Here is a 17,188-nt window from a genome sequence, read left to right as displayed (position 1 = left end):
GCGGGGGTCCGCCGCCGCGGGCGGGTGCGGGTCCAAGACCCCGGGCTCGGCCCCGGACCCCGCGCCTCGAACGCCGGCGAGGCTGGATTCGCCCCGCGAGCCGGTTTGGCCGACGGGCTGGGTTTGGCGGGCGCCGGCGCCGCCGCCGGGTGCGGGACCAAGACCCCGGGGCTCGGCCCCGGACCCCGCGCCTCAAACGCCGGCGAGGCTGACTTTGCCCGCGAGCCGGGTTGGCCGACGGGCTGGGATTGGCCCCTGCGAGGCGGGTTGGGCGGCGTGCGCGCCGGGTGGGCTGGGGGCCCACCCGGCGGGTGGGTTACTCCGGGGTCTTCGTGACCGCGTCCGCCGCGCCCGGGAGGGGCTTGTCGCCCGGGGCCTGGTCGGGTGCGTTCTCCGGGTGGTGGCAGGCCACCTGGTGGCCGGTCTTCAGCGCCAGCAGCGGCGGCTCCTGCGTCGCGCAGATCTGCGTCGCCTTCCAGCACCGCGTGTGGAAGCGGCAGCCGCTCGGCGGCGAGATCGGGGACGGCACGTCGCCCTTGAGCAGGATGCGGCCGCTCTTGGCGCCCCGCCGCCTCGGGTCCGGCACCGGCACGGCCGACATCAGGGCCGCCGTGTACGGGTGCATCGGCTCGCCATAAAGCGACTTGTTGTCGGCGAGCTCGACGATCTTGCCGAGGTACATCACCGCGATCCGGTCCGAGACGTGCCGGATGACCGACAGGTCGTGCGCGATGATCACGTATGTGAGGCCGAGCTCCTCCTGGAGGTCGTCCAGCAGGTTGACCACCTGGGCCTGGATCGAGACGTCCAGCGCCGAGACGGGCTCGTCCGCGACCACCAGCTTCGGCTTCAGCGCCAGGGCCCGCGCGATGCCGATGCGCTGGCGCTGGCCGCCCGAGAACTCGTGCGGGTAGCGGTTGTAGTGCTCGGGGTTGAGACCGACGAGCGACAGCAGCCGCTGGACCTCCGCCTTGAGCCCGCCCTCCAGGGTGACGTTCTGGAGCTTGAAGGGGGCGCTGACGATGGTGCCCACCGTGTGGCGCGGGTTCAGCGAGCCGTAGGGGTCCTGGAAGATCATCTGCACGTCGCGGCGCAGCGGGCGCATGCCCGCCACCCCCAGGTGCGTGATGTCCTTGCCCTCGAACTCGATGGTTCCGCCGCTCGGTTCGAGCAGCCGCGTGATCAGCCGGCCCATGGTCGACTTGCCGCAGCCGGACTCCCCGACGATGCCGAGGGTCTCACCGCGCCGGACGTCGAAGTCGAGGCCGTCCACGGCCTTGACCGCGCCGGACTGCCTGCGCAGCAGCCCCTTGGTGATGGGGAAGTGCTTGGTCAGGCCGGTGACCTTGAGCAGCGGCTCGGGAGAGTCCGTGGCCTGCGCCGGAAGGGTGACGGCCGGATCCGTCTTCTTGGTGTCGGTCACAGCTTCGGCGCAATCTCTTCGGTCCAGATCCGGGTCCGCTCCTCCTGCGACATGTGACAGGCGGACCAGTGGCGGGTGCCGTCGGGGCCGGTGTCGTCCGTCGCCGTGAGCTCGGGGCGCACGGTGCGGGTGACGTCGCCCTTGGGTACGTCGGCATACGGGCAGCGCGGGTTGAAGGCACAGCCGCTCGGGATGTTGATGAGGCTGGGCGGCGAGCCCTTGACCGGGATGAGGCGCTCTGTCTGCTCCCGGTCGATGCGCGGCATCGAGCCCAGCAGCCCCCAGGTGTAGGGGTGCCGGGGCTCGTAGAAGACCTTCTCGGCGGTGCCCCGCTCGACGCATCGGCCGCCGTACATCACGAGGAGTTCGTCGGCCATCTCGGCGACCACGCCGAGGTCGTGCGTGATCATGATGACCGCGGAGCCGAACTCCTTCTGGAGGTCCCGGATCAGGTCGAGGATCTGGGCCTGGACGGTGACGTCCAGGGCCGTCGTCGGCTCGTCCGCGATGAGCAGTTCGGGGTTGTTGACCAGCGCCATCGCGATCATCGCGCGCTGGCGCATGCCGCCGGAGAACTCGTGCGGGTAGCTGTCGACCCGCTTGTGCGGCTCGGGGATGCCGACGCGGTCGAGGAGTTCGACGGCCCGCTTGCGGGCCGCCTTCTTGTCGACCTTGTGGTGGACCCGGTACGCCTCGGCGATCTGCTTGCCGACGGTGAAGTAGGGGTGCATCGCGGACAGCGGGTCCTGGAAGATCATCGCGATCTCGCGGCCGCGGAGCCTGCGCACCTCGTCCTCGTCCGCGGAGAGCAGTTCCTTGCCGTCGAGCCAGATCTCGCCGGAGATCCGGGCCCGCTGGCGGCCGTACTGGCCCACCCTGTGCAGGCCCATGATGCCGAGCGAGGTGACCGACTTGCCGGATCCGGACTCGCCCACGATGCCGAGGGTCTTGCCCTTCTCCAGGGTGAAGGAGAGCCCGTCGACCGACTTGACCAGGCCGTCCTCGGTCGGGAAGTGCACCTTGAGGTCGCGGACCTCCAGGAAGGCGGTGGAGGGCGGGGACCCGTCGTAGGGCTGGTGGGGCGCTGCGGCCTCTCCGGTCTTGGTGGTCCGGTCGGTCATGACAGCCTCACTCGGGGGTCGATCACCGCGTACAGGAGGTCAACGATGAGGTTCGCGGCGACGACGAAGAACGCGGAGATCAGGGTGATGCCCAGGATGACCGGGAGGTCGTGGTCGCTGATGGCGCGCACCGCGTTGTATCCCAGGCCGTGCAGCGAGAACGTGTACTCGGTCAGGACCGCGCCGCCCATCAGGGCGCCGAGGTCGAGGCCCAGGACGGTCAGGATCGGTGTCATCGTCGAGCGCATGGCGTGCTTGCCGATGACGACGGGTTCCGTGAGGCCCTTGGCGCGGGCGGTGCGGATGTAGTCCTCGCCCAGGACTTCGAGCATGGTCGCGCGGGTGAGCCTCGCGTACATCGCCGCGTAGAGGAAGGCGAGCGAGACCCACGGCAGGACCATGCCGTTGAACCACTTGGCCGGATCGTCGGCGAAGGACGCCTCCGGCCGTCCGAACCAGCCCAGCTGGTCGGAGAAGAGGGCGAGGACGAGCATGCCCGTGAAGTAGATGGGGAGGGAGACGCCGGCGAGGGCGACGCCCATGGCCGAGCGGTCCAGGACGCTGCCCCGCTTGAGGGCGGAGACGACGCCGGTGGCGACGCCGCCGGCGACCCAGAGGACCACGGCGCCCATGGCGAGGGAGAGGGTGACCGGCAGCCACTCCAGCAGCAGCGGCCAGACCTCCTGCTCGGTCTTGAAGGAGTAGCCGAAGCAGGGCGCGGCGCATTGCGTGACGTCGGAGCCGTTGGCGTACGTGCGACCCGCCACCAGCCCGACGACGAACTTGCCGAACTGGACGAGGACCGGGTCGTCGAGACCCATCTTCTGCCGGATGCCTTCGATGGCGGCGGGGTCGGACTGCTTGCCCACGAAGTACAGGGCAGGGTCCGTCCCGATCAGCTTCGGGAACAGGAAGAAGATTCCGAAGGTCACCAAGGTGATGACCAGCAGCATGACGAGGACGGCGAAGATCCGTCGGATGAGGTATGCAAGCACTGCGCTCGGCCTGGCTGCGGACCGGGGGCGCCCCCTTGCGGAGAGCGCCCCCAGGCCGTAGCCGCGGCCATCACCTGCCCTTCGTGCCTAGCGGGTGTGGCACTGGAACACTGGAACTGGACTGATGGACCGTTACTTCACGACACCGAGGGACGCGTAGTCGTAGCGGCCGTTGTAGGCGTCGGTGGTGTAGGCGTTCGTCAGCCGGGTGCTGCGCCAGGTGATCGTCTTGTCGTAGACGAAGGGCAGGTAGACCGCGGCCTCGGAGACCTTCTGGTTCATCTGCTTGTAGATGTCGCCGGCCTTGACCGGGTCGGTCTCCGCGATGGCCTGGTCGAACAGGGTGTTGATGGCCGGGTCGTTCAGCTCGGAGAAGTTGTTGTTGCCGCTCTGCAGGATGAAGCGGCCGTCGACCAGCGGCTGCGAGAAGCCCTGTCCGGTCGGGAAGTCGGCGCCCCAGCCCATGATGATGATGCCGTAGCCCTTCTCCTTGACGACCTTCGGCGAGCCGATGATGCCGGAGGTCTGGGCGCCGTCGAACTGGTCGACGTCGGCCTCGATGCCGACCTGCTTCAGGGCGTTCTGGAGGGAGACGGCCGTGGCGACCTCGACCGGCTTGTTGTTGCGGACGGCGATGGTGGTCTTGAAGCCGGCCTCCTTGCCGCAGGCCTTGAGGGCCTCCTTGGCCTTCTCCAGGTTCGGCTTGCCGTCGTTCTTCAGGACCTCGTACGGGTCGTACTTGGCGTCCGAGCCCTTGATGCCCAGCGGGAGCATGTTGGGGGCGATGTCGCCGCCGGCCTGCGGTCCGCCGCGGGCGGTCTGCAGGGACTTCTTGTCGGCGGCGTAGATGACGGCCTTGCGGCACTCGATGTTGTCGAACGGCGCGACGGTCTGCGGCATGACCGCGTACCGGATGAAGCCGGTCTGGCCGTTGTCGAGGTTGCCCTTGTGGTCCTTCAGCGCGGTGGCGCGGGCCGCCTGGCCGATGCCGGTCGCGTTGATGTCGAGGTCGAACTCGCCGTTCATCAGGCGCTTGTCCATGTCGTCCGCGTTCGCCATGAACGTGACCGAGATGGTGTCCGGGAGCGCCTTGCGGATGGTGTCCGACTCGGGCTTGTAGTTCTCGTTGCGCGAGAGCTTCATGCTCTTGTTCGGCTCGTACGAGTCGATCTTGTACGGGCCGTTGGAGAAGGGCTTGAGGCCGTACTTGGCGGCCGTGTCCTTGTCCTGCTTGACCGGGCTCGCCGCGGGCATCGCCAGCATCTGCTCGAAGTCGCCGTTGGGCGCGGGGAGCTTGAAGATGACGGTCTTCGCGTCCGGGGTCTCGATCGCCTTCAGGCCGAGCTTGTCCGGAGCGGTGTCCTTGTACGGGCCGGGGTACTCGTTCTTGGGGTCGAGGACCTGCTGGAGGTAGATCGGGCCGCCGGAGATGACGTCCTGCGCCCAGATGCGCTCGATGCCGTACTTGATGTCCTGGGCGGTGACGGGCGAGCCGTCCTCCCAGGTCACGTTGTCCTTGAGGGTGTACTTGTAGGTCTTGCCGCCGTCGCTGATCTCGGCCTTGGCGGTGGCGAGGTCCGGGACGAGCTCGGTGCTCTCCTTGCCGGGGCCGGGCTTGAAGCTGATCAGCTGGCGCGTGTAGTAGCGGGCGAAGTCCCACATGAAGCCGTAGTAGCCGCGCTGCGGGTCCCACGAGTCGGCGTCCTGGGTGCCGACGAACTTCAGTTCGCCGCCCTTCTTGTCCGACGCGTTGGCGACCTTCTCGATGCCCGCGTTGAAGCCGCCGCCCGAGGCGGTGCCCTTGTCGTCCTTCTTGTCGGCCCCGCCACAGGCGGTCGCGGTGAGCATGGCCGCGAGCACGACGGCGGTGCCGGCGGCAAGTCTGCGCTTCGACGTGCGATGGGTAGTCACGATGCTCGCAACCCTCCGTTGTAGTTCCGGTGTACGTACGGCACGAGGCCGGTCCTTGGTTTGCCCTGCGGTGGCTAGCGGGAGCCCTTCGGGTCGAGGGCGTCGCGGACGCCGTCGCCGAAGAGGTTGAAGGCCAGCACGGTGATGAAGATCGCCACGCCGGGGAAGATCATGAAGAGCGGATCGTCCTCGTAGGTGCGCACGGCCGTGGCGAGGGTCTCCCCCCAGGACGGCGTGGGCGGCTTGACGCCGACTCCGAGGAAGCTGAGGGCCGCCTCGGTCAGCACGTTGGTGGGGATCATCAGCGTCGCGTAGACGGTGATGGGCGCCACCAGGTTGGGGAGCAGTTCGCGGAAGAGGATGTAGAAGCGGCCCGCGCCGAGGCTGCGCGCGGCTTCGACGTACTCGCGCTCGCGCAGCGAGAGGGTCTGGCCGCGGACGATCCGGCCGATGTAGGGCCAGCCGAAGAAGCCGATCACCAGGACCAGTACGGCGATGCGCAGGCCCGAACCCTCGAAGCCCCAGAGCTTGCTGGGGATGACGGAGATCAGCGCGATGATGAAGAGCAGCTGCGGGAAGGCCAGCAGGAGGTCCATGACCCGGCTGATCGCCGCGTCGACCCAGCCGCCGAAGTAGCCGGCGATGATGCCGAAGAAGGTGCCCAGCGAGACCGCCACGAAGGCGGACAGGAAGGCCACCAGCAGCGAGATACGGGCGCCGTAGACGATGCGGCTGAAGACGTCGCGGCCGTTGACCGGCTCGACGCCGAGCAGGAAGTCGCCGCTCATGCCGCCCCAGTCGCCGAGCGGAAGGCCCAGCAGCGGGTCGAGCATGTCCTCGTGCAGTTCCTCCGGCGGATGCCCGAGGGCCTTGACGATCAGCGGCGCGAAGATCGCGACGATGATCAGCAGCAGCACGACGACACCGCCGGCCAGGGCGACCTTGTCGCGCTTGAGGCGCAGCCAGGCGATCTGCCACGGCGAGCGCCCCTCGATCGCCTTGTGCGGTACATCGGGGGCGGCCACGGCCGCGGGCTCGGCGGCGCTGGTGTCGTGCAGTGGTGCCGTCATCGTGGTGGGGACCCCTCTCGGCCGACGGTGGCCGGCCCATGCCCGCCGCTGTGGCGGCTTGGTTCAATCGGCGTCGCTGGTGGTGCGATTGGCGAGAAATGTGCCGGAAGTGCACGTGAAGAGCTGGCGCTTGCGAGATGGACCGGCCTTCGGTGGGGGGAGTCTTCAACGCCCTCTCAACCAGCCGCCAGACCCCCCGGGGATGTGATGCGCAACCGTGATCTGCGCCTACACCTTCCGTTATCCGAACCGCCAGACCTGTTGAGCGGTGAAACACCTCAGGTTCCTCGCGGAACGGACATCCGACCCAACTGCCCTGTCAGGCGCGGATCTTGGGTGTATTCAGCGGATATGACGAAGGCCGCACCGATGCGTCCGGTGCGGCCTTCGAGACGGATGTCTCAATATGCGGATGTAGTGGGGCAGGGGCCGGCAGCTCTGCGGCGGCGGGCCGGGTCAGTACGCCGGCGCCTGGCCCTCGCGGTCGTAGAAGGGGCGGGTCTGCGCGCGCAGCCACATCGCCACCGGATCGTGCTCGTCCGCCAGCGCGACCGTGCACACCGGTACGCCCTCGGGGACCGCCCCGACCGACTGGCGCATCATCTCCCGTACGGATTCCAGCGCGGGCGCGGAGGCGTCGTAGAGGTCGAGCCCGACCGCGAGATAGGGGGACCCGAGCGCCGGCTGCACCCAGGCGCGGCGTAGCGACCGTACGGCCGGGGTGCGGTGCGCGTGCTGGGTCAGCAGCCCGTAGAACTGGGGGAGCTCGATGCTGGGTTCGGACAGCCGCAGCGGGCCCGCCGGCATCCGGTCCAGGCCGGTCGCGACGCGGCGCAGGTCCGCCCACGGGATGCCGAGGCCGCCGCCCTGGGCGTGCGGGTTGAGCCACAGACCCCAGCGGTCCGGGTAGAGGGCGCGGGCGATGTCGCGCCCCGTGACGACCTCGTAGCCGCGGTTCCAGCCGCTGGCGGCCAGTTCCTGGGGTGAGGTGACGCAGGGCGCGTAGCCGAGGCCGTCGACCTCCATGCCGCCGTACTGGGCGTCCGGGGACCCCGGCTGCCCCTGCCAGAGCAGCAGCCACAGCCGGCCCTCGGAGAGGGCGTGCAGCAATGACTCGTAGCTCTCGTAGCGCCCGGGGGTCACCTGGCGCATCATGTGCTCGACCTGCCCGGCCGCGGCCGTGCCTGACGCACTCACCCGGTACCCCTCTTCGTCCGCCCGTCGCTCCACGCGTGCTTCACCCGGCCCTCGCTCAGAGGCGTGCGGCCGGGAATGTAACCAGCTTAAGCGGCCCTACGCGAGGTAGAAGGGGCGTACGCGCTCACGAATCCAGTCCGTGACCGGGTCCTGGGCCGCGTCCAGGAGGATCAACTGCACGGGCCACGGCGCCGGAACGCGGGCCAGCGCCCGCCCCAGGGCCTCCATCGGTACCTCCATCGGGGCCTCCCGCACCTGCGGCTCCCGTCCCACCAGGCGGACACCGATGAACAGTTCCGGGGCCCCTCCCTCGACGCTGGCGAGGCAGCGGTGCGCCGCCGCGACCACGCCGGTGGCCCGGAACTCCTCGCCGGCGGCGGCGAGGAGGTCCACCGGGTCGTCCTGCCAGTCGGGCTCGAAGAGCCGCACGCGGCCTCCGGTGGCGGGGCCGTCGAGCGGGCTGCGGCCGGCCCGGCAGAGCTCCGCGACGGCGGGCGGGGGCAGCGGGACGCCGACGGCGCCGTCCGGATTGAGCGCGATGCCGAGCTGCGGGGGCAGCCCGCGGGCGAACTCGACCGCCGGGGCCACCGCGAAGTCCATGCCGGGGCCGGCGCAGGCGAGGAACTGGGCCTCGGAGCTGTAGACGGGGACGTACGCCGCCCCGCCGATGTCCATGGTGGGCAGGTCCAGGCCGGCCGCGTCGGGGCCGCCGCCGCCGGGCAGGGGCACCCAGACCCGGCTGCGGCCGAGCACCTCCAGGATCCGGCCGCCGGCGTCCGGCTGCCCCAGCGCCGCCCCGAGCACCTGCTCCAGCTCATTGTCCGGCCAGCCGCTGCCCTGCATCTGCCCTTGCCTCCGTCGGTCTGCGGTGTGTGGTGCCGAGGCTATCCGTCCCCTGGCGGGCGCCGCTGCCGGGGCGCCGTATGCGGGCGGCCCGGCGGTCAGCCCTGGAAGCCGATCCCCGTCACGGCGGCGGCCGAGCGGCGGTCCAGGAGGGTCGCCGAGGCGCAGCCGGCGGGCGGGCGGCCCGCCTCCGCGTCGCGCAGCAGGCGGCCCACGGCGCCGCGGTGGCGGGCGAAGGCGTAGGCGGACACCCGGCGGCCCCGGGCGCGCTGGCCGGACAGGGCCTCCTCCGGGCTGCTGTCCAGGAGGAGGAGGTGCAGCGCCCGGCCCCGGCGGCGGGCGGCCGCGGCGAGCAGCCCGCGCACCCAGGTCTGGGTGCCGCAGTCGTGGACGACCACGGAGGCGCCGGAGCGCAGGATCCGGTACAGGCCCCAGTAGTGCGCGGCGCGCACCAGCGGGCGGTACACCGCGTACGGCAGGGCGGCGGGCATCCGGCGCTCCCAGCGCTCGCGGGTGTCCTGGGAGTCGACGGCCCCGCCCTCCGGCGCGGCCCGCTTGATCAGTGTGCTCTTGCCCCCGCCGGGGAGGCCGGAGACCACGACGATGTCGCCCTCGGCGAAGCCGAGCCGCCGCGGTCCGCGCCACGCCGGGCCGCGCAGGTCGCGTACGAGGCCGAGGCCGCCGTCCGCCGCCTTCCTGCGCACGCGCACGCGCACGCCGCGCCGCTGCGCCGGCACCGCCTCGACGGTTCCCGTCGTCGCCACCACTCCGAATCTCCGCACAGTGTTCGCCTCCCCCGAATCGGGCCGCAGGGACCCCCGCCCACTGAGTGTAAAGAGACGGCAATCGGTATGGACGGTTCCGTTCCGACCTCTCGGATGGGCGTACGAACTTTCGGACCCCCGACCCCGATCTCGGACATGGCGTGCAATGATGTGCGCCATCTGGACCAACTGCATACCGGCCGCTTGAATCCGCGCGGGAGAGTCCCGGCACGCCGCAAGGCCGTGCGCGGGCGCCGAAGGAGCAAGAACCTCCCTTGAATCTCTCAGGCCCCGTACCGCGTGGATGAGGCAGATCTGAAAAGCGAGCTGCCCGGCAGCTCCACCCAAGGTGCAAGTCGCGCATTCCGACGATCGGTGGATCGGTGGAACTCTCGGCGAACCTCTCAGGTTCCGATGACAGATGGGGAGGATCGTCCTCGTCATGTCATGTCGATGCCCTGGGACCCGGGAGCCACACCCATGAGCACTGCCCCCCGCCTGACCGCCCTCGATGCGCTGCACCGCTCGCTCGGTGCGACCATGACCGATTTCGCGGGCTGGGACATGCCGCTGCGGTACGCCAGCGAGCGCGACGAGCACAACGCCGTCCGCACCAAGGCCGGCCTGTTCGACCTCTCGCACATGGGCGAGATCACGCTGACCGGCCCTGAGGCCGTCAAGGCCCTGGACTACGCGCTGGTCGGCAACATCTCGACCGTCGGCGTCGGCCGTGCCCGCTACACGCACATCTGCCAGGAGGACGGCGGGATCCTCGACGACCTGATCGTCTACCGCCTCGGCGAGACCGAGTACATGGTCGTCGCCAACGCCTCCAACGCCCAGGTCGTCCTCGACGCCCTGACCGAGCGCGCCGCCGGCTTCGACACCGAGGTCCGCGACGACCGGGACGCCTACGCGCTGATCGCGGTGCAGGGCCCGGAGTCCCCCGGCATCCTGGCGTCGCTCACCGACGCCGACCTGGACGGCCTCAAGTACTACGCCGGCCTGCCGGGCACCGTCGCGGGCGTGCCCGCGCTGATCGCGCGTACGGGCTACACCGGCGAGGACGGCTTCGAGCTGTTCGTCGCCCCCGAGCACGCCGTGGAGCTGTGGCAGGCGCTGAGCAAGGCCGGCGAGGGCGTCGGCCTGGTCCCGGCCGGCCTGTCCTGCCGCGACACCTTGCGCCTGGAGGCGGGCATGCCGCTGTACGGGCACGAGCTGACCACGGCCCTGACCCCGTTCGACGCGGGTCTGGGCCGGGTCGTGAAGTTCGAGAAGGAGGGTGACTTCGTCGGCCGTGCCGCCCTGGAGGCCGCTGCCGAGAAGGCCGCGACCAAGGCTCCGCGCAAGCTGGTCGGCCTGATCGCCGAGGGCCGCCGCGTTCCGAGGGCCGGCTTCCCCGTCACGTTCGGCGGAGAGGTGGTCGGCGAGGTCACCTCGGGCGCCCCGTCCCCGACGCTGGGCAAGCCGATCGCGATGGCGTACGTGGACGCGGAGCACGCCGCGCCCGGCGCCTCCGGCGTCTGCATCGACATTCGCGGTACGCATGAGCCGTACGAGGTCGTGGCGCTGCCGTTCTACAAGCGGCGGAAGTAACCCTCCGCGTACGGCGTCCGCCGTCCGGGCACCGGAACGGCGCCGTCTCAGTACCCAAGACCGCAGTTCGTATCCACTCCCCCGCATCCAGGAGAATCAGGCCATGAGCACCCCCGAGAATCTGCGTTACACCAAGGAGCACGAGTGGCTGTCCGACGTCGTGGACGGCGTCGCGACGGTCGGCATCACGGAGTTCGCGGCCAACGCGCTCGGTGACGTCGTCTACGCGCAGCTCCCCGCGGTCGGCGACACCGTCACCGAGGGCGAGACCTGTGGCGAGCTGGAGTCGACCAAGTCGGTCTCCGACCTCTACTCCCCGGTATCCGGCGAGGTCGTCGAGGCCAACCAGGACGTCGTGGACGACCCGGCGCTCGTCAACAGCGCACCGTTCGAGGGCGGCTGGCTGTTCAAGGTGCGCATCTCGGAAGAGCCCAAGGACGTGCTCTCCGCCGACGAGTACACCGCACTCACCGCCGGTAACTGACACCCCAGGGGATCCTGATGTCCGTACTGAACACCCCTCTCCACGAACTCGACCCTGACGTCGCCGCAGCCGTCGACGCCGAGCTCGTGCGCCAGCAGTCGACCCTGGAAATGATCGCGTCGGAGAACTTCGCTCCGACCGCCGTCATGGAGGCCCAGGGCTCGGTCCTGACCAACAAGTACGCCGAGGGCTACCCGGGCCGCCGCTACTACGGCGGCTGCGAGCACGTCGACGTGGTCGAGCAGATCGCGATCGACCGCATCAAGGCGCTGTTCGGCGCCGAGGCCGCGAACGTCCAGCCGCACTCCGGTGCGCAGGCGAACGCCGCCGCGATGTTCGCGCTGCTCAAGCCGGGCGACACGATCATGGGCCTGAACCTGGCCCACGGCGGTCACCTGACCCACGGCATGAAGATCAACTTCTCCGGCAAGCTCTACAACGTGGTCCCCTACCACGTCGACGAGACCGGCGAGGTCGACATGGCCGAGGTCGAGCGCCTCGCCAAGGAGTCCAAGCCGCAGCTGATCGTCGCCGGCTGGTCCGCCTACCCGCGCCAGCTGGACTTCGCCGCCTTCCGCCGCATCGCGGACGAGGTCGGCGCGTACCTGATGGTCGACATGGCGCACTTCGCCGGCCTGGTGGCGGCGGGCCTGCACCCGAACCCGGTCCCGCACGCCCACGTCGTCACCACCACCACGCACAAGACCCTCGGCGGTCCGCGCGGCGGTGTCATCCTGTCGACGCAGGAGCTGGCCAAGAAGATCAACTCGGCGGTCTTCCCCGGCCAGCAGGGCGGCCCGCTGGAGCACGTGATCGCGGCCAAGGCCGTCTCCTTCAAGGTCGCGGCGTCGCCGGAGTTCAAGGAGCGCCAGGAGCGCACCCTGGAGGGCGCGAAGATCCTCGCGGCCCGTCTCGTCCAGGACGACGTCAAGGCCGTGGGCGTGGACGTCCTCACCGGCGGCACCGACGTGCACCTGGTCCTGGTGGACCTGCGCAACTCCGAGTTGGACGGGCAACAGGCCGAGGACCGCCTCCACGAGGTCGGCATCACGGTCAACCGCAACGCCATCCCGAACGACCCGCGGCCGCCGATGGTCACCTCGGGTCTGCGGATCGGTACGCCGGCCCTGGCCACCCGCGGTTTCGACGCCGAGGCCTTCACCGAGGTCGCCGAGATCATCGCGCAGGCGCTGAAGCCGACGTACGACGCCGAGGGCCTCAAGGCGCGCGTCTCGGCGCTCGCCGCGAAGTTCCCGCTGTACCCGTCGCTCTAGGTCAGACACGGCCTAGCGGTGGTTGTGGAAGGGCCCGGCTCCGTCTGTGCACGGGCCGGGCCCTTCCGTGTCCTCCCCCCTCCCCGGGCGCCCGGGGATGCAGGGCGACACCCGACCGGCCCGTACGCGTAATCCATCCCACGCCGGCCGGAAGCCAGGACTTCACCGCACCGCGCTAAGCTCGTCTGTCGGACAAAATCTGAAGAATCCACCTCTCCCACCCCCTCGCACCCCCTCCCACCCCACGAGCAGACAAGGGAGTCCGCCACCGTGGCCATCTCCGTCTTCGATCTCTTCTCCATCGGCATCGGTCCCTCCTCCTCCCACACGGTCGGTCCGATGCGCGCCGCCCGCATGTTCGTGACGCGGCTGAAGAAGGACGGTGTGCTCGCCCAGACGGCGTCCGTGCGGGCCGAGCTCTTCGGGTCCCTGGGCGCCACCGGCCACGGCCACGGCACCCCCAAGGCGGTGCTGCTGGGCCTGGAGGGCCACTCCCCCCGCACCGTGGACGTGGAGACGGCGGACGACGAGGTGGAGCGCATCCGCCGGAGCGGCCGCCTGCGGCTGCTGGGCGCGGAGATAGGCGATCTCCACGAGATCGCCTTCGACGAGCCGAACCAGCTGATCCTGCACCGCCGGCGCTCCCTGCCCTACCACGCGAACGGCATGACGCTCTTCGCGTACGACGACGCCGGCACCCCGCTGCTGGAGAAGACCTACTACTCGGTCGGCGGCGGCTTCGTCGTGGACGAGGACGCGGTCGGCGAGGACCGGATCAAGCTCGACGACACGGTGCTGAGGTACCCCTTCCGCTCCGGTGACGAGATGCTGCGCCTGGCGAACGAGACCGGCCTGTCGATCTCCTCCCTGATGCTGGAGAACGAGAAGGCCTGGCGCACGGAGGAGGAGATCCGCGAGGGCCTTCTGGAGATCTGGCGCGTCATGCAGTCCTGCGTCTCGCGCGGCATGTCCCGCGAGGGCATCCTCCCGGGCGGCCTGCGGGTCAAGCGCCGCGCCGCCTCCACGGCGCGCCAGCTGCGCACCGAGGGCGACCCGATGATGCACCGCAGCGAGTGGACGACGATCTACGCGATGGCGGTCAACGAGGAGAACGCGGCCGGCGGCCGTGTCGTCACCGCGCCCACCAACGGCGCGGCGGGTGTCCTCCCGGCGGTCCTGCACTACTACATGAACTTCGTGCCGGGCGCGGACGAGGACGGCGTGGTGCGCTTCCTGCTGGCGGCGGGCGCGATCGGCATGCTGTTCAAGGAGAACGCCTCGATCTCCGGTGCCGAGGTCGGCTGCCAGGGCGAGGTGGGCTCGGCCTGCTCGATGGCGGCCGGCGCCCTCGCCGAGGTCCTGGGCGGCACCCCGGAGCAGGTCGAGAACGCCGCCGAGATCGGCATGGAGCACAACCTGGGCCTGACCTGCGACCCGGTCGGCGGCCTGGTCCAGATCCCCTGCATCGAGCGCAACGGCATGGCCGCGGTCAAGGCGGTCACCGCCGCCAAGATGGCGATGCGCGGCGACGGATCGCACAAGGTCTCCCTCGACAAGGTCATCAAGACCATGAAGGAGACCGGCGCCGACATGAAGATCAAGTACAAGGAGACCGCCCGCGGCGGCCTCGCGGTCAACGTCATCGAGTGCTGACCGGCGAGCGCTGACCCGTCATCGACGGCCACCGAGCGGGCCCGGCGCGTGCGCCGGGCCCCGCTTCGTGCCCGCCGGCCGCAACCGCCCGATCCGGGCCGGCGTCCTAGGGTGTGCCACCTGTCCCCGTCTCTCGGAATCGAGGGGACGTCATGATCAACACCCGTATCCGGCAGTTCGTGGCTCTGACGACCGGCGCTCTGCTCGCCGCGTGCCTGTCCTTCGCCGCGCCCGCCTCGGCCTCCACCCTGTCCGCGGCCACCGCCGCCGCCCAGGCCCCGACCCCGCTCGTCGTGAACGCCCGCTGGGGCGGGCACGCCACCTTCGACCGGATCGTCATCGACCTGCAGGGGTACACCCCCACGGTGACCGTCACACCCGTCGCACAGCTCGTCTACGACGGCTCCGGAAAGCCCGTCCCGCTGGCCGGGAAGCACTTCCTGGAGATCCGCCTCAATCCCGCCGCCGCGCACGACGACGCGGGCGGGAGCGTCTACCAGGGCCCCAAGCTGCAGAAGATCTACCTGAGCAAGCTGAAGGGCCTCGCCATGACCGGCGACTACGAGGGGTACGTGACCTTCGGCGCCGCCTTCGACACCGTCCCCTACTACCGCGCCTACAGCCTCCACTCGCCCGAGCGGTTCGTCGTGGACATCGCCCACTGAACCGGTGCCGGGACGGCCTGCCCGGGGCGCACCACGCCCCGGGCAGGCCCGTGTGTCACCTGCGCCAGAAGAGGTGGTGCGTCACACCGCTGGGGCTGGGTACGACCTCCAGGTGGTAGCGGTCGAGCAGGTCCTCGGGAGATTCCCACAGCCGCACCCCGGAGCCGAGGTCCACGGGCGCCACCGCCACGTGCAGGGTGTCGACGAGACCGGCGTCCAGGAACTCCCGGACGGTGGTGGCTCCGCCGCCGAGCCGGACGTCCCTGCCCCGCGCCGCCTCCCTGGCCGTTTCCAGGACCGCCGCCGGTTCGCCGCCGACGAAGTGGAAGGTGGTGTCGGAGAGCGTGAACGAGGGCCGCGGGTGGTGGGTCATGACGAAGACCGGTGTGTGGAACGGGGGTTCGTCGCCCCACCAGCCCTTCCAGTCGTGGTCGGCCCAGGGCCCGCGCTGGGGCCCGAACTTGTTGCGGCCCATGATCTCGGCGCCGATGTTGTGCGTGAAGTCGCGGGTGAAGTAGTCGTCCAGGCCCCGGCTGCCGCCGGGATCCGTGCGGTTGGGCCAGCTCGCGGTGGCCCCGGCCCACGCGAACATGACCCCGGGGTCGGCGTGGCCGAACGGCCGCTCCAGGCTCTGGGGCTCACCGGCCCCGAATCCGTCGCGCGAGACGGTGAAGTTCTGGACTCTCAGCAGCTGCTCCACGGGCTTCCTCCAGTCGTGTCGTCCCCCATGGGACCGCCGGGGCGCGCGGAACTCATCGGTGCTCGGGGTTGGGGAAGTCGAAGCGGCAGCCGGCGTCCCACAGGGAGCGCTGGTTTCCGTGCGCCGGGATGCCGCCGGAGCGCTTGAGCAGGGCGGCCAGGTGCATGAGGTTCCAGGACATGAAGGCGGTGTTGCGGTTGGTGAAGTCGTTGTCGGGGCCGCCGGAACCGGGGTCGAGGTAGGAGGGGCCGGGGCCGGCCTCGCCGATCCAGCCCGCGTCGGCCTGCGGCGGGATCGCGTAGCCGAGGTGCTGGAGGCTGTAGAGGACGTTCATGGCGCAGTGTTTGACGCCGTCCTCGTTTCCGGTGATCAGCGCGCCGCCGACCCGGCCGTAGTAGGCGTACTGGCCGTGTTCGTTCAGCAGGGAGGAGCAGGCGTAGAGGCGCTCGATGACCTTCTTCATCACGGAGCTGTTGTCGCCGAGCCAGATGGGCCCGCACAGCACGAGGATGTCGGCGTCCATGATCTGGCTGTAGAGGACCGGCCACTGGTCGCTCTCCCAGCCGTGCTCGGTCATGTCCGGCCAGACGCCCGTCGCGATGTCGTGGTCGACGGCGCGGATGAGGGAGGTACGGGCGCCCGCGGACTCCATGACCGCCCGGCTCCGGTCGATCAGGCCTTCGGTGTTGCTGGTCTCGGGCGAGCGCTTGAGCGTGCAGTTCACGTAGAGGGCGGTCAGGTCGGTGTAGGGCGCGGGGGTCGCGGTGTTCTCGTCGGCAGCCACGCGTCCCAGCCTGTGCAGTGGGCGGGGAGGCCGCCACCGGGCCTGGCCCGTCCGGGGGCGGCCCCGGAGAGGCCGACCGCGGCGCCGGGCCGCCGCAAACCTAGGATGGCGGCATGTCCCTGCCGCACGCCATCCTCACCGCCCTGCTGGAGAAGCCCTCTTCCGGGCTGGAGCTGACCCGGCGGTTCGACAAGTCGATCGGGTACTTCTGGTCGGCGACGCACCAGCAGATCTACCGCGAGCTCGGGCGGCTGGAGGAGGCCGGCCTGATCCGGGCGCTGCCCAGCGAGGTGCCCGTGCGGGGGCAGAAGAAGGAGTACGAGGTCCTGCCGGCGGGCGGTGCGGAGCTGGCCCGGTGGGTCGCGCAGAGCCAGGACCCGAAGCCGATGCGCGATCCGCTGCTGCTGCGGATCCGGGCGGCGGGCGTGGTGGGACCGCAGGGGCTCGGCCCCGAGCTGCGGCGCCACCTGGACCTGCACCGCCGCCAGCTGGCGCAGTACGAGGCCATCGAGGAGAAGGACTTCCCGCCGGGGCGCGACGCCGTGGAGGACCGGCTGCGCCGGCTCGTCCTGCACGGGGGAATCGCCCTGGAGACGTTCTGGCTGGCCTGGCTGGAGGAGGCCCTCGGCGAGGTCGGGGACATGGAGGACACCTCCGGGCCGACCGCCTGACGCGTGCTTCCGCCCCGGCCCGCGGGCCGGGGCGGGG

General features: G+C 70.5%; 16 protein-coding genes and 1 riboswitch. Of the genes, 6 read left to right on the top strand and 10 right to left on the bottom strand.

The annotated features are described in order from the left end of the window. Positions 1 to 316: 316 nt before the first annotated feature. From BSL84_RS23475 to BSL84_RS23440, 8 genes are all read right to left on the bottom strand, one after another. Positions 317 to 1,423, bottom strand: a complete 1,107-nt coding sequence (locus tag BSL84_RS23475) for an ABC transporter ATP-binding protein (RefSeq protein WP_075971060.1) — start codon at positions 1,421 to 1,423, stop codon at positions 317 to 319. Continuing rightward, positions 1,420 to 2,544: an ABC transporter ATP-binding protein gene (locus BSL84_RS23470; protein ID WP_030028266.1), complete on the bottom strand. Its 1,125-nt coding sequence runs from the start codon at positions 2,542 to 2,544 to the stop codon at positions 1,420 to 1,422. The genes BSL84_RS23475 and BSL84_RS23470 overlap by 4 nt, the downstream gene beginning before the upstream one ends. Beyond that, complete coding sequence (locus BSL84_RS23465) at positions 2,541 to 3,539, bottom strand: ABC transporter permease (RefSeq protein WP_030028267.1); 999 nt, start codon at positions 3,537 to 3,539, stop codon at positions 2,541 to 2,543. The genes BSL84_RS23470 and BSL84_RS23465 overlap by 4 nt, the downstream gene beginning before the upstream one ends. 132 nt (positions 3,540 to 3,671) lie before the next feature. Next, entirely contained in the window at positions 3,672 to 5,450 is a 1,779-nt protein-coding gene (locus BSL84_RS23460) for an ABC transporter substrate-binding protein (RefSeq protein WP_045320887.1), read from the bottom strand. Between the two features lie 74 nt (positions 5,451 to 5,524). After that, positions 5,525 to 6,520 carry an ABC transporter permease gene (locus tag BSL84_RS23455; protein ID WP_045320886.1) on the bottom strand — a complete coding sequence of 332 codons (996 nt, stop codon included), beginning with the start codon at positions 6,518 to 6,520 and terminating at the stop codon, positions 5,525 to 5,527. Positions 6,521 to 6,976: 456 nt separating this feature from the next. After that, positions 6,977 to 7,717 (bottom strand): enhanced serine sensitivity protein SseB C-terminal domain-containing protein, encoded by a 741-nt coding sequence (locus BSL84_RS23450; RefSeq protein ID WP_030028270.1) that lies wholly within the window; start codon positions 7,715 to 7,717, stop codon positions 6,977 to 6,979. 96 nt (positions 7,718 to 7,813) lie between these two features. After that, entirely contained in the window at positions 7,814 to 8,560 is a 747-nt protein-coding gene (locus BSL84_RS23445) for an enhanced serine sensitivity protein SseB (RefSeq protein ID WP_075971059.1), read from the bottom strand. 98 nt (positions 8,561 to 8,658) lie between these two features. Further along, complete coding sequence (locus BSL84_RS23440) at positions 8,659 to 9,324, bottom strand: AAA family ATPase (protein WP_420718790.1); 666 nt, start codon at positions 9,322 to 9,324, stop codon at positions 8,659 to 8,661. 205 nt (positions 9,325 to 9,529) lie between these two features. Beyond that, positions 9,530 to 9,633: riboswitch (glycine riboswitch) on the top strand. A gap of 171 nt (positions 9,634 to 9,804) precedes the next feature. Between BSL84_RS23440 and gcvT the strand changes: the two genes are divergently transcribed. From gcvT to BSL84_RS23415, 5 genes are all read left to right on the top strand, one after another. Further along, positions 9,805 to 10,920, top strand: a complete 1,116-nt coding sequence (gene gcvT / locus BSL84_RS23435) for a glycine cleavage system aminomethyltransferase GcvT (RefSeq protein WP_075971058.1) — start codon at positions 9,805 to 9,807, stop codon at positions 10,918 to 10,920. A gap of 103 nt (positions 10,921 to 11,023) precedes the next feature. Next, positions 11,024 to 11,404 (top strand): glycine cleavage system protein GcvH, encoded by a 381-nt coding sequence (gcvH, locus tag BSL84_RS23430; RefSeq protein WP_030028144.1) that lies wholly within the window; start codon positions 11,024 to 11,026, stop codon positions 11,402 to 11,404. Between the two features lie 17 nt (positions 11,405 to 11,421). Next, the gene (gene glyA / locus BSL84_RS23425) at positions 11,422 to 12,678 is read left to right on the top strand and encodes a serine hydroxymethyltransferase (protein WP_030028142.1); all 1,257 of its coding nucleotides are present in this window, start codon (positions 11,422 to 11,424) and stop codon (positions 12,676 to 12,678) included. A gap of 270 nt (positions 12,679 to 12,948) precedes the next feature. Then, positions 12,949 to 14,331: an L-serine ammonia-lyase gene (locus BSL84_RS23420; protein ID WP_045320883.1), complete on the top strand. Its 1,383-nt coding sequence runs from the start codon at positions 12,949 to 12,951 to the stop codon at positions 14,329 to 14,331. Between the two features lie 152 nt (positions 14,332 to 14,483). After that, positions 14,484 to 14,996, top strand: a complete 513-nt coding sequence (locus BSL84_RS23415) for an AMIN-like domain-containing (lipo)protein (RefSeq protein WP_030028140.1) — start codon at positions 14,484 to 14,486, stop codon at positions 14,994 to 14,996. Between the two features lie 55 nt (positions 14,997 to 15,051). Here the strand turns inward: BSL84_RS23415 and BSL84_RS23410 are convergent, their stop codons facing one another. Together BSL84_RS23410 and BSL84_RS23405 are read right to left on the bottom strand one after the other, a co-directional pair. Further along, positions 15,052 to 15,696, bottom strand: a complete 645-nt coding sequence (locus tag BSL84_RS23410) for a dihydrofolate reductase family protein (RefSeq protein ID WP_075971057.1) — start codon at positions 15,694 to 15,696, stop codon at positions 15,052 to 15,054. A gap of 52 nt (positions 15,697 to 15,748) precedes the next feature. Further along, the gene (locus BSL84_RS23405; protein ID WP_030028138.1) at positions 15,749 to 16,480 is read right to left on the bottom strand and encodes a flavodoxin family protein; all 732 of its coding nucleotides are present in this window, start codon (positions 16,478 to 16,480) and stop codon (positions 15,749 to 15,751) included. 113 nt (positions 16,481 to 16,593) lie between these two features. Between BSL84_RS23405 and BSL84_RS23400 the strand changes: the two genes are divergently transcribed. Then, positions 16,594 to 17,151 carry a PadR family transcriptional regulator gene (locus BSL84_RS23400; protein WP_030028137.1) on the top strand — a complete coding sequence of 186 codons (558 nt, stop codon included), beginning with the start codon at positions 16,594 to 16,596 and terminating at the stop codon, positions 17,149 to 17,151. The last annotated feature ends 37 nt before the right edge of the window (positions 17,152 to 17,188 follow it).

Origin of the sequence: Streptomyces sp. TN58, from assembly GCF_001941845.1 — a bacterium.
In the GTDB taxonomy this organism is placed as follows: Bacteria; Actinomycetota; Actinomycetes; order Streptomycetales; family Streptomycetaceae; genus Streptomyces.
The sequence above is the reverse complement of the archived record's forward strand: the minus strand, read 5'-3'. Positions and strand labels throughout refer to the sequence as shown.

Coding starts and splice junctions, on each gene's coding strand:
- BSL84_RS23470 (WP_030028266.1), bottom strand. CDS start 2,544: ATGACCGACCGGACCACCAAGACCGGAGAGGCCGCAGCGCCCCACCAG.
- BSL84_RS23455 (WP_045320886.1), bottom strand. CDS start 6,520: ATGACGGCACCACTGCACGACACCAGCGCCGCCGAGCCCGCGGCCGTG.
- BSL84_RS23445 (WP_075971059.1), bottom strand. CDS start 8,560: ATGCAGGGCAGCGGCTGGCCGGACAATGAGCTGGAGCAGGTGCTCGGG.
- gcvT (WP_075971058.1), top strand. CDS start 9,805: ATGAGCACTGCCCCCCGCCTGACCGCCCTCGATGCGCTGCACCGCTCG.
- gcvH (WP_030028144.1), top strand. CDS start 11,024: ATGAGCACCCCCGAGAATCTGCGTTACACCAAGGAGCACGAGTGGCTG.
- glyA (WP_030028142.1), top strand. CDS start 11,422: ATGTCCGTACTGAACACCCCTCTCCACGAACTCGACCCTGACGTCGCC.
- BSL84_RS23415 (WP_030028140.1), top strand. CDS start 14,484: ATGATCAACACCCGTATCCGGCAGTTCGTGGCTCTGACGACCGGCGCT.
- BSL84_RS23400 (WP_030028137.1), top strand. CDS start 16,594: ATGTCCCTGCCGCACGCCATCCTCACCGCCCTGCTGGAGAAGCCCTCT.